The sequence below is a fragment of the Nitrosophilus kaiyonis genome (assembly GCF_027943725.1).
GTDB classification, from domain to species: domain Bacteria; phylum Campylobacterota; class Campylobacteria; order Campylobacterales; family Nitratiruptoraceae; genus Nitrosophilus_A; species Nitrosophilus_A kaiyonis.
Genome location: NZ_AP025696.1, coordinates 206462 through 218251, shown reverse-complemented (window position 1 = coordinate 218251; position 11790 = coordinate 206462). Strand labels below are relative to the sequence as shown.

Sequence of the window (11790 nt, the reverse complement as noted above, 5' to 3'; positions counted from 1 at the left end):
AGCCAATCAACATATGAATTACTAGTATTTAAATTTATTATTAAATAACGGATAATAGTATAGAATTTAAACATAATATTCCTCATTTTATAGTAAATCTATTTGTATTGCTAGTTGCTATTAGATGATCATCTTCATCGTATCCTACTACTTTCCAGCTATAATATTCGCCTTTTTCAAAAACTTTTCCTAATAAGTTTTTTGGAATCTCATAACTATTTGTTTTAGTGTATGCAGAAAATATTGGTTTTTCTTCACCAAGTATAAAAAATTCGATTAAATACAATTTTGCTCCTGTTATAGGCTGCCATGAAAATTTTAGTTCTTCAAAATTAAGTTTGCTTTTGTCTTTAGGATTTAGTTTTATGATATTTTTATTTATCAATTTTTCTGTTTTTACAAAATAAAGTGCTGTTGGCTCTTCAAAGCCTGGTTTTGGTTCATCAACTATAAATCTAACAGTGTGAGTGCCAGGCTCAAATGTTGGAAGTGGTGGAATATCTGGAGTTTCAAATGTAATTCTTCTTTTATTATTGATATGTTTAAATATTCTAGAAAGAACTCTTCCATCTACTTCCCAATGTGCTTTTAATAAACCCTTTCCTTGCATTTCAACTTCAGCATAAGCTTTTAAATTTTCATTTTTATTTACAGAAATGACCGCTTTTTTATTATCAAAAAAGAGTCTAATTTTACTAATATGTAAAGGAAGAGCAGAAGGTGTTGTGATTTTAATTTTTAAGAAAACATCTCCATATGATATATCTGTTGATAAGCAGTCACCAAAATAAAAATATCTTTTATAATTAAAGCCATTGTTTGTATAACCTTTTTCTATAACCTTTTTAATAACGTTATACGGAATAAAAATAGTTTCTGTCGTTTTACCAACATTTATAGAACCAGATTTTTTTAATTTTATTGTTATTTTTTTATTTATTTTTTTTAAAACTTCATCTATTGGAGTTATTTCTAAGTTTCCTGAATTTGAATAAGCTATTTTACATTCATCAGCACCTGTATATTTTGCTTCATAAGTTATTTTTATAGAAACTGGCTTGTTATTTGATATTTTTGCATAAGGTTTTGGTGAAATAACTTTTATTTCATCTGCATAAAAGAAACTTATTAGTAATAAAAGTATTATTAATTTTTTCATAATCAACTCCTCTTAGAATATAAATTGCATTGGAAGACTCAAAAATAGAGTCAACACTAAATCTTCATTTTGGCTTTCATTGATTTTATCATGAAAGAAACTATAAGTACCTTTTAAACCAACTACCGGGTTTTGTAACCAATTTTGTTTTGTTTTGAAATTGTAAGCAAGCTGAAAATTTCCATCGATTTTTTCTTCTTTACCTGTTACATCACTCTCTTCTTCATTTTTAGTATATTCATATGTACCAGATAGATCAAACGATAGATTTTCTAAAATCATATAACCAAGTTCCAAACCAACTGTTGTTGTTTTTTGTTTTGATTCACCTGCGCTTTCATCATCTGTTTTTGATATGTTGTAACTTATATTAGGGCTTAGATGAAATTTTTCATTTTGATAAGAAGGTGAGAATGAGTAGGTTTTTGATCTTGTTATAGTTTTTGCAATTTTGTCATTTTCTTTGCTTATTTCAGTACCTAAGCTGAATTGCCAGTTATTTAATGAATATCCTAAATTTATAGAATATGTATCTGTTACATCATTTTGTTTATCATCTTCTGTAGGTTCATCTTTGCTTTTTGAAACCTCTCTTTCATAAGAAAGATCGATAGGTAAATTTTCTATACCAGAATATGTATAGCTAATTGATCCATCATATGTATAAACTGTTGCAAATGTATCATCATCTTCTACATTATCATGATATCCAGAAAGAGATAAAGAAATAGAGTGTTTTTCAAAATCAGCATTAAAATTTATAGCAGCACCTTCATTATCATTTTGGGTATCATCACTTGCAATACTATAAAATTGAGGTCCTATATATTCATAGATAAAATCATAACTATAATTTTCATTTAAAGCTCCATCCAATTTAACATTATAAGCTTTATCTTTTTCATAGCCATATTCATCAGATGTGTCTATATCATATTTCGAAAAATCTGCTTCTGCATAAAAATTTAATTTCTCTTCTATTATAGGAGAAGATAGGACTAAAGCTATGATGCTTCCTTTTTTATCTCCCTCTTCAGTAGATGTGTCACTTGGAAAAGTTTCTGAAGCTTCACCAAAGCTTTCTTTTTGTTTTCCTCCTTTTATGTATGCAATTTTAAATTTTGCATTTTCTAAGAAGGTTTTTTGTAAAGATAAACCATAAAGTCTTTTCTTATCATTTGGTTCTAGTCCCATTCCTCCATAAAATCCATAATAATCAACTGAATTTGCAATAAACGCTTCAAAATCAAAATTGTTGTATGAAACTGTTCCTCTTGCACCTCTTTTTGTTAATCCGTTTGCACTATAATCAGATTCTTCAATAGAAAAATCTCCAATTTCTAATCCACCTTTTATTTTATCTCCAGTATAAGATGCCTTAAATAGATAAGTTGCTAAACTAAAACCTTTTTTTAAAATCTCTTCTTCATTTTCTTGAGAAGATTGTGAGTTTTCATTTTCATTTTGTTTTGATAAAGGAATGCTTTGATCAAAATATCTTAAATCAGTATTAAAGGAGTATGTCCAATTTTTTTCAGCAAGATTGCTTTGAATTTGAAAATCTGAATCAATTTTAGAATATGGGACATTTTTTAAATCGCCAGGTTTCATAATAGTGTGTTCAAAGACAGGATTTATACCTAATGTAGTATTTGCAGTTTCAAAATTTTGTGATTGTCTTGTTTTAAAACTATACTCTTTTTGATTTTCTTCACCATTTTCATCATAATAGGTAATTGATAATATATGTTCTCCACCATTTAATATGTTTATAGGTTTTATAATGATTTCATTATTGGATATGGATGATAATGCTGTAACGTCATTATCATCAAGCATTATCATAAAATCTTTACTTTTTGCTATTTCTGGACAGTAACATTTTATAACTGGTTTTTTAGCTATATAAACTTTTTCAGCCATATTTTCTTTTAATACAATTTCTTGAGTTGCAGCAGAAGAGACAGTGATCAATAGGAGGGAAGAGGCAATTAAAGATAAACCGGTTTTTTTCATACCAGATCCTTTTATATTTAAGTTACTATTCTAATAGTAATATAAATAAACTTATAAAATTTTTATAAATCAACCGGCTCAAATCATTTGATATGAGATAGTAATATCAAAAAATTGTGGAAAAATCGTGTATTTTATAAAAATACTTGGTTATATTTAAAATATAAAATTAATATATAAATATTTGTATTTTTTTGAAATTTTCATTTAAATAATTGTTATAGCAAGATAAATTTTATAAAAATACTTAAAATTAAGTAATAATTTATATATTTAAGACTAAAATGAGTATATATAGATAAAAGGAGGATGAGATGAAAAAAATCAAATGGTTATTTTTAATGATGATAGTGGGGACTCTTTGTAGCTTATTTGCGCAATTTCCAAATATTCATATTCAAAAAAAAGGTGATTTAAAGGTAAAAATCAAAAGATGTCCAAGCTCTGCTATTCAAGGTGCAAAATTGAAGAATAGTTTTAGTGTGGAGGTAATAAGTACATTTTCTAAAAAATTAGAAAGAGTTGCGGTTGATATAGTATTGTCAAGTAAAAAAAATGTATCGGCTAATAGCTATGCTTCATATTCTCCTAACTATAAAGATGGAGTGCTTTTAAAAGGGGGAAGAGAGATTATTACTATTCCTCCAAATGGAAAAGTAAAAGTTAAATTAAATGGTTCCAATAAAATACCAGATGATACTCCTGTTGGGAAATATTATCTTGCTGCTGTAGTAGATGCAGGCAATAAAATAAGAGAGATTAATGAAAGAAATAATGTTTCATATTGCAAAATAAATATAAGAGGTAAAATAAGAAGAGTATCACTTCCTGATTTGGCGATAACAAAAATAGGTTTAGATAAAGATTGTCATGTTGTAGTAGAAGTTAAAAATCGAGGAAAAGGAAAGTTGCCAGATAGTGTATGGACAAAACATACGCCAAAAAGTGCGGGAGTTTATATTTATGTAGATGGTAAAAAATGGGGAGGAGCAAGTATATGGGGTTTTGATCCAAATAAAAACCTACAAAATCCTGGAGGAACTGCAAAATATGTAAGCAATTACAAAGTTAGTGACAAAGCTAAAATAAAAGCAGTTGTTGATATGTGGAATCAGGTTAAAGAGTCAAACGAGAGAAACAATGCAAAAACAAAAGAATTAAGGTGTATAAAATTTATTCCTGGTGGTATTATTAAAGGTAAAGTAAAACCATTGCCTTTACTTCCTGATTTGGTGATAACAAAAATAGGTTTAGATAAAGATTGTCATGTTGTAATAGAAGTTAAAAATCGAGGAAAAGGAAAGTTGCCAGATAGTGTATGGACAAAACATACGCCAAAAAGTGCGGGAGTTTATATTTATGTAGATGGTAAAAAATGGGGAGGAGCAAGTATATGGGGTTTTGATTCAAATAAAAACCTACAAAATCCTGGAGGAACTGCAAAATATGTAAGCAATTACAAAGTTAGTGACAAAGCTAAAATAAAAGCAGTTGTTGATATGTGGAATCAGGTTAAAGAGTCAAACGAGAGAAACAACAAAAAAGAAAAATTAGTGAAATGTTTAAAAATTATTCCTGGAGTTATAAAAGGAAAAGAGCTTAGGCCCATAGAGTTACCTGATTTAAAAGCGCAAAATATTTCTGTTAATAACTCATGTTCTTTAAAAATTACCATAAAAAATGTTGGGAATGTAGAATTGCCAGATAATGCTTATAGTGACCAAGGAGTAGGATTACAAATGTATATTTGGAAAGATGGTGCTTGGAAGCCATGGGGAGGAATTATTTTAAGTGGAGTTGACCCAAATAAAAAATTAAAAGCGCCTCATAGTTCTATTACTTTTGATTGGTTTCCAAGAGTACAAAATTTAAAATTGTCACCAGGAAAACATAAAGTAAAATTAGTCGTAGATATAACTAATAAACTAACTGAAAAAAATGAAAACAACAATGTGATAATTAAAACTGTTAATTGTAGAAAAGGTATAATTAAACCTACAGAAAATCTCTCTCCAAACATCAAAACTCCAAAAGAGATACCAGTAAAACCAAGAAATGTAACTCCAAGAGAAAAAGTTGAAGGTATGCATGGTATGTAAATCAAGGGGAAGAATTTTTCTTCCTCTTTGATAAAATTTGCTTCTAAACTCAAACCTTAAATATCTTCACATCTTCATTTAAAAAGAACATTTAAAGCCATATTTTTTTATAATTTGAACAAAGAAAATATGGGGAGAATATGAGAAAAATAGTAGAAAATATTAAAAGTGAGATCAAAAAGATAGTTGTTGGTCAAGAGAAGATGATCGATGGGCTATTGATTGGTCTATTATGTGATGGACATATATTATTAGAGGGTGTGCCAGGTTTAGCTAAAACTACAACTGTAAATGCACTTTCAAAAACTTTGGGGCTTGAATTTAAAAGAGTGCAATTTACTCCAGATCTTCTTCCAAGTGATATAGTTGGAACTGAGATTTATGATCCTGCAAAGAATGAATTTAAAATAAAAAAGGGCCCTGTATTTACAAATCTTTTATTAGCTGATGAGATAAATAGAGCTCCAGCTAAAGTTCAATCAGCTTTACTTGAAGTTATGCAAGAGAGACAAGTAACTATTGGCGATAAGACGTTTTTTATCGATACTCCATTTTTGGTAATGGCAACTCAAAATCCAGTAGAGAGTGAAGGAGCTTACAATCTTCCAGAAGCTCAACTTGATAGATTTATGCTAAAACTTGTTGTTGGTTACAATACGAAAGAAGAGGAGTTAGAGATTGCAAGAAGAGTTGCAAATAACGCTTTTGGAGAAATAGAAAAAGTTGCTTCAAAAGAGGATTTAGAAGAGCTTAAAAAAGAGGTAAAAGAGGTTCATATGGATAAAGAGATAGAAGAGTATATTGTTGATATAGTTTTTGCAACAAGAAAACCTCAAAATTATGAAATGGAAGAACTAAAAAATTTTATAGATTTTGGAGCAAGTCCAAGAGCAACTATAGATATGTATAAAGCAAGCAGGGCTTTAGCATATTTAAGAGGAAAAGATTATGTCTCACCATTAGATATCGCATATATTGCAAAGGATGTATTAAGACATAGAATAATTTTAAGTTATGAAGCAGAAGCAGAAGATATAACTAGTGATTTTATAATTGAGAAAATTTTGGAAAAAGTACCTATACCGTAGCAGTGGATTAGTGGAATAGGGGCATAGCGAGATAGAAGATAAGCTGTGAAGCAGAGAAGCTGGTAATTGGTATATTGTATTAGTTATTGGATTAAAAGAAGGTTGAAAGGTTCAGTGATAAGGATAAGCTCAAAACTTACATTCACACTAATTCCTAATTACCAATAACCAATACACCAATAACCAATATTAAAGGAACTTTTTGGATAAAAAAATAAAAAAGATTTTAATAAAAACAAAAAGGCAAGTTTTTAGCGAAATATCCGGAAATAATCCTTCAATTTTTAAAGGAGAGGGATTTAATTTTATTGAGCTAAGAGAATACCTTCCTGGAGATGATGTAAAAAAGATTGATTGGCTAATAAGTGCAAAACTTCAAAAACCATATGTGAAAGTATATCAAGAAGAGAGAGAGCTAAATATTATAGTGGCTTTTATGCTAAATGGTAGTATGTATTTTGGATCAGTTGAGTTTAAACATATAATAGCAGCTGCTGCTGGTGCAATTATTGGTTTTTCTGCAATAAAAAATCAAGACTCATTTTCATATTATATTTTTGCCGATAAACTTTATAAAAGTATTAAATCAACAAAAAATATAAATGCTATTCAAGAGATGATAGAAAATATTGCAAATTTTAATCCACTTGGAAAAAGTGATAATTTTAAAGATTTGACAAAGAGACTATTTAAAATAAAAAGAAAATCTCTTATTTTTATAATAAGCGATTTTTTGGAAGATTTTGATTTTAAACTGTTATCAAAAAAACATGAAGTTATAGCAATTATTATAAGAGACAGATTGGAAGAGGAGCCAAAAGAGTTTGGATTTGTAAATTTGATAGATCCTCAAAGTGGTGATAGTGCAGTTTTAGATATGGATAGTTATACTAAAAATGAATATAAAAAAGAGATAAAAAGAAAAGACCATTTTATGTATGAGCATTTTAAAAAAAATAGGATTAGATTTACAAAAATTTATACTGATGAAGAGCCTTTTATAAAACTTTTAAAACTATTTGGCAGAAGATAATGGAAAAATTAAAAGATATAAAACCTATTGTTGAAATTCCTGATTTTTCATTTTATGCATATATTTTTTCAATTTCAATTTTTACTATATTTTTGCTGCTTTTAATTTATAAAATTATAAAAATCCTATCTTCAAAAAAGATAGATAAAAGAAAAGAGATGATAAAAAAGTTAAAAAAAGTAAATTTTGAAAATCCCAAGAAAGCTGCATATCAAATAACAAAATATGGAAGAGAGTTGGTATATGATGATAGGAGTTATAAAATTTTTGAAGAGCTATTAAAAAGATTGCAAAAATATAAATATAAAAAAGAGGTATCAAAAGCTGATGAAGAGACAAAAAAATATTTTAAACTTTTTTTAGAGACGCTTCATGAATAGTTTTGGTTTTGAATATCCATATCTATTACTGTTAATTCCTTTTTTTATTATATGCTTTTTAAAATGTAAAGCAAAAGAGAGTGCAATAATTTTTCCTCATCTAAATATTTTAAAAAAAGCTGGTAGTAAAAAGAGATTTTTACTTGATTTTTTAAAATTGACTTCAGTATTTTTATTGGTTGTTGCATTAGCAATGCCTATAAAAATAGATAAAAGTGTTGAGATTAAAAATTATGGATATGATATTGCTTTGGCTATAGATGCAAGCGGGTCAATGAAAGAGAGGGGATTTGATCCAAGTAATCCGTTAATGGATAAATTCAATGTAGTAAAAACTCTTATAAAGGATTTTATTAAAAAAAGAGAAAATGACAATATATCTTTAGTTGTTTTTGGATCCTTTGCATATACAGCTTCTCCATTGACTTTTAATAAAAAGGTATTAAAAAAAATAGTTGATTATTTAAATATTGGTATTGCTGGGCAAAAAACAGCAATTTTTGATGCTATTGCTCAAGGAGTATCTCTTTTGAAAAAAGGGGATGCAAAATCAAAAATACTTATATTGCTAACTGATGGTATTGATACAGCGAGTCAGATACCTTTAGATGTGGTTTTAAGAATGGCAAAAAAATATAATATAAAAATATATACAATTGGAATTGGCTCAAAAAGAGATATAAATATGTTTTTATTAAATAAAATAGCAAAAGAGAGTGGTGGGAAATTTTATTTTGCAAAAAATGCAAATGATTTAAAAAAAGTTTATGAAGATATTAATAGATTGGAAAAATCAAAAATAAGAGGAAAAGATTTTGTAAAAAAAGAGCAGCTTTATCCTTATGTACTATTTTTATCTATAATGTTTTTACTTTTTTACATCTATTTATATGGAAGAAGAGGCGTATGAAAATATTAAACATTGAATATATCTATTTAATGCTTATACCATCACTTGTTTTACTCTATTTGATTTCAACAAATAAAAGTGAACTTGAGAGAGTTTTTGATAGCAAAATTTTAAAAAGATTAAAGATAAATAGAGGTCTTGATAAAAATACAAAAATTTTTCTACTATTTTTTGCACTTTTTTTAATGATATTTGCAATGAGCAGACCTGTTATTCAAAAAGGAGTAGTAGAAGTTGAAACAAAAAAGGCTCCTGTTGTTTTTGCTCTTGATATATCAAAATCTATGTTATCTAAAGATTTTTATCCAAATAGACTTGAATTTGCAAAATTAAAAATTATAAATTTAGTAAATATGCTAAAAAATGTACAATTTGGAGCGGTTGCATTTGCTAAAGAGGCTTTTATAGTCTCACCTTTGACAAATGATAAAGAGGCGTTTTTATTTTTAATAAAAAATTTAAATACCGATTTTATCACAATGCAGGGAACAAATTTTCTATCAGCAATTGAGATTGCAAATACTCTTTTTGAAAATAAAAAGGATAAAAATTTAATAATATTTACTGATGGAGGAGATAAGAAAAGTTTTGAAAAAGAGATAGAACTTGCTAAAAAATATAATATTAAAGTGAGTGTTTTAGCAGTAGCTTCAAAAAAAGGAGCGCCAATTCCTATAAATGGTGGCTATTTAAAAGACAAAAATCAAAACATTGTCATAACAAAATTAAATGAAAATATTTATTCACTTTGTAAAAAAAGTGGTGGAATATGTGTAAATGCAACCTTGTCTAATGAAGATATAAAAAAAATCTCCTCTTTTTTAAATCATATAAAAAAGGAAATAAAAAAAGAAAAAGTAATAGATCAAGTTGAACTTGCTCCATATTTTATGGGTTTAGCTCTTTTTTTATTATCTCTTGTATTTTTCTCAATTCCTTCAAAAAGTGATTTTAAAAAAATTTTTGTTTTTGCATTTTTGATTATTTCAATTAATGCAAAAGCTGGACTTTTTGATTTTAAAGATATTAAAAAGGCAAAAGAGTATTACAATGAAAAAAATTATCAAAAAGCTCTAAAATATTTTAAAAAAGTAGCTCAAGAGAAGAAAAGTGCTCAAAGCTTTTATGATCTTGCCAATGCATACTATAAAACTAAGCAATATAAAAAAGCGATAGAGTATTACAATAAGGTGCAAACTCCAAATAAAGAGCTTGAAAGATATAAACTTCACAATCTTGGAAATTCATATTTTATGTTAAAACAGTATAAAAAAGCGATAGAGTTTTACGAAAAAGCTTTAAAAATCAAAGAAGATCCTGATACAAGATATAATTTAGAACTTGCTAAAAAAATGCTCAAAAAAATATCTAAAAATAGTCAAAATCAAAATAAAAAACAAAAAGAGAAAAAAAGCTCTAATAAAGGAAAAGAGAGTCAAAATAAAACAACTAAAAAAGAGAAAAAAAATGAAAAGCCAAAAAATAAAAAGAAAAGCAAAAAAAGCTCAAAAGAGATGAAAAATTTAAATCAAAAGATAAAAGAGGAGCCTATATCAAAAAGAGAAGAGAAAAAATGGCTTAAAGAGATAAGAAAAAAACAAAAAACCCTAATTTATAAAATACCAACAAAACATAAAGGAATAGAAATTGATAAACCTTGGTAGGATCCTTTTTATATTAATTCCAATTTTTCTATTTGCAAATGTTGATGTAAAAGTTGACAAAAAAGTTTTATATTTAGGAGATACATTAACTATTTCTATAATAGCTGAAGGAAAAAATATTGAGTTTCCTGATATTGATGAGATTGCTGGATATGAGATAATAAGCAAAGCAACTTCACAAAGTGTCAACATTGTAGGAAATAGAATAAAAGAGGTAAAAAAAGTCTCTTTTGTAATTGAACCTAATAAAAATATAACAATTCCATCTTTTAAAATCAAAGTTGATGGAAAAATAGAAAAAACTAAGCCTATAAAAATAGTTGTAAAAAAAGGAAAAAGAAGTTATGAGGATATAAAATTTATTTTAACTTCAAACAAAAAAGAGGCTTTCATTGGTGAGCCAATCTTAGTAACTTTGAAACTAAAAATTAAAAAAAGTCTTGATATTTTAGATTATAGATTTTACCCTCCAAAATTTTCAAATTTTTGGGTTAAAAGAGTTGGCGAAGACAAAACAAAATATCTATATGAAGATAAAAATTTTTTAATAAAAGAGTTAAAATATATAGTTTTTCCTCAAAAAAGTGGGAAATTAACTATTGAGCCTGCAGTTATAAAAATTGCAACTCCAGGCAAGAACCAAGATATATATGGAATAACAATGTTTAATCCTGTTTGGAGAAGTGTATCTACAAATAGTCTGGAGATAAATGTTAAACCTTTAGAAAAAGATGTTGATTTGATAGGGAATTTTAAAATTAAAGCTTTCATTGATAAAAATAAAACTTTATCAAAAGAGCCAGTAAATTTAACAATAGAGATTGAAGGATTTGGAAATATTGAAAATTTTGATGAGATTCCTTTAAAGATTGAAGGTGTAACAATATATAAGGATAAGCCAAAAAAGATAGAAAAATTTAAAAATGGATCTCTTTATTCAAAGTTTGTTCAAAAATTTTCTATTATTTCAGAAAAAGATTATACGATTCCCTCAATTGAGATAGAATATTTTGATCTAAATGATAAAAGAATAAAAAAATTAAAAACAAAAAGCTTTAAAATAAATATTATGGATGAAAAAAAAGAGGCAGAAAAAAAAGAGATTTTCAAAGAAACAAAAAATACAAATGTAGTTGTTAAAAAAGGAAATGAACTTTTATATTTTATAGGTGGCTTTTTAGTTGCAATAATATTAATATTATTAATAGCCCTTATCTATATTTTAGTAAAAAGAAAAACTTTCAAAATAGAGTTAAAAAGCAGTGAAAAAGAGCTTTTAAATCAGCTTATGCCATATATTTCAAAAAATAAAGAGGCTGAAATATTTGCAAATGAGCTTTATAGTAAAATCTATGTAAACAGAAAAATAAAAATTGATAAAAAGAGATTAAAAGAGCTTTTAAATGAATTGAAAAAGTTGAGGGGTTAAGTGGTTAGTTGT

General features: G+C 26.8%; 9 protein-coding genes. 7 read left to right on the top strand and 2 right to left on the bottom strand.

The genetic code is table 11. The features are described from left to right. Window positions 1-82: 82 nt before the first annotated feature. Both QML81_RS01095 and QML81_RS01090 read right to left on the bottom strand, forming a co-directional pair. Window positions 83-1159 (bottom strand): hypothetical protein, encoded by a 1077-nt coding sequence (locus QML81_RS01095; protein ID WP_281951351.1) that lies wholly within the window; start codon window positions 1157-1159, stop codon window positions 83-85. A 12-nt stretch (window positions 1160-1171) separates the two neighbouring features. Further along, window positions 1172-3175 (bottom strand): autotransporter domain-containing protein, encoded by a 2004-nt coding sequence (locus QML81_RS01090; protein ID WP_281951350.1) that lies wholly within the window; start codon window positions 3173-3175, stop codon window positions 1172-1174. A gap of 314 nt (window positions 3176-3489) precedes the next feature. Here QML81_RS01090 and QML81_RS01085 point away from each other — a divergent pair, with 314 nt between their 5' ends. The 7 genes from QML81_RS01085 (at window position 3490) to QML81_RS01055 (ending at window position 11778) form a co-directional block, all read left to right on the top strand. Continuing rightward, window positions 3490-5274: a CARDB domain-containing protein gene (locus tag QML81_RS01085; RefSeq protein ID WP_281951349.1), complete on the top strand. Its 1785-nt coding sequence runs from the start codon at window positions 3490-3492 to the stop codon at window positions 5272-5274. Window positions 5275-5414: 140 nt separating this feature from the next. Further along, window positions 5415-6362, top strand: a complete 948-nt coding sequence (locus QML81_RS01080; protein WP_281951348.1) for an AAA family ATPase — start codon at window positions 5415-5417, stop codon at window positions 6360-6362. 202 nt (window positions 6363-6564) lie between these two features. Further along, entirely contained in the window at window positions 6565-7395 is an 831-nt protein-coding gene (locus tag QML81_RS01075; RefSeq protein ID WP_281951347.1) for a DUF58 domain-containing protein, read from the top strand. Beyond that, window positions 7395-7775: a hypothetical protein gene (locus tag QML81_RS01070; RefSeq protein ID WP_281951346.1), complete on the top strand. Its 381-nt coding sequence runs from the start codon at window positions 7395-7397 to the stop codon at window positions 7773-7775. The genes QML81_RS01075 and QML81_RS01070 overlap by 1 nt, the downstream gene beginning before the upstream one ends. Continuing rightward, window positions 7768-8685: a vWA domain-containing protein gene (locus QML81_RS01065; RefSeq protein ID WP_281951345.1), complete on the top strand. Its 918-nt coding sequence runs from the start codon at window positions 7768-7770 to the stop codon at window positions 8683-8685. The genes QML81_RS01070 and QML81_RS01065 overlap by 8 nt, the downstream gene beginning before the upstream one ends. Further along, entirely contained in the window at window positions 8682-10349 is a 1668-nt protein-coding gene (locus tag QML81_RS01060; protein WP_281951344.1) for a VWA domain-containing protein, read from the top strand. Before QML81_RS01065 ends, QML81_RS01060 begins: the two co-directional genes overlap by 4 nt. Then, complete coding sequence (locus QML81_RS01055; protein WP_281951343.1) at window positions 10333-11778, top strand: BatD family protein; 1446 nt, start codon at window positions 10333-10335, stop codon at window positions 11776-11778. The genes QML81_RS01060 and QML81_RS01055 overlap by 17 nt, the downstream gene beginning before the upstream one ends. Window positions 11779-11790 lie beyond the last annotated feature (12 nt).

What these genes read in the sequence shown, in the direction of transcription:
- QML81_RS01095 (WP_281951351.1), bottom strand. Translation starts at nt 1,159, where the DNA reads ATGAAAAAATTAATAATACTTTTATTACTAATAAGTTTCTTTTATGCA.
- QML81_RS01090 (WP_281951350.1), bottom strand. Translation starts at nt 3,175, where the DNA reads ATGAAAAAAACCGGTTTATCTTTAATTGCCTCTTCCCTCCTATTGATC.
- QML81_RS01085 (WP_281951349.1), top strand. Translation starts at nt 3,490, where the DNA reads ATGAAAAAAATCAAATGGTTATTTTTAATGATGATAGTGGGGACTCTT.
- QML81_RS01080 (WP_281951348.1), top strand. Translation starts at nt 5,415, where the DNA reads ATGAGAAAAATAGTAGAAAATATTAAAAGTGAGATCAAAAAGATAGTT.
- QML81_RS01070 (WP_281951346.1), top strand. Translation starts at nt 7,395, where the DNA reads ATGGAAAAATTAAAAGATATAAAACCTATTGTTGAAATTCCTGATTTT.
- QML81_RS01065 (WP_281951345.1), top strand. Translation starts at nt 7,768, where the DNA reads ATGAATAGTTTTGGTTTTGAATATCCATATCTATTACTGTTAATTCCT.
- QML81_RS01060 (WP_281951344.1), top strand. Translation starts at nt 8,682, where the DNA reads ATGAAAATATTAAACATTGAATATATCTATTTAATGCTTATACCATCA.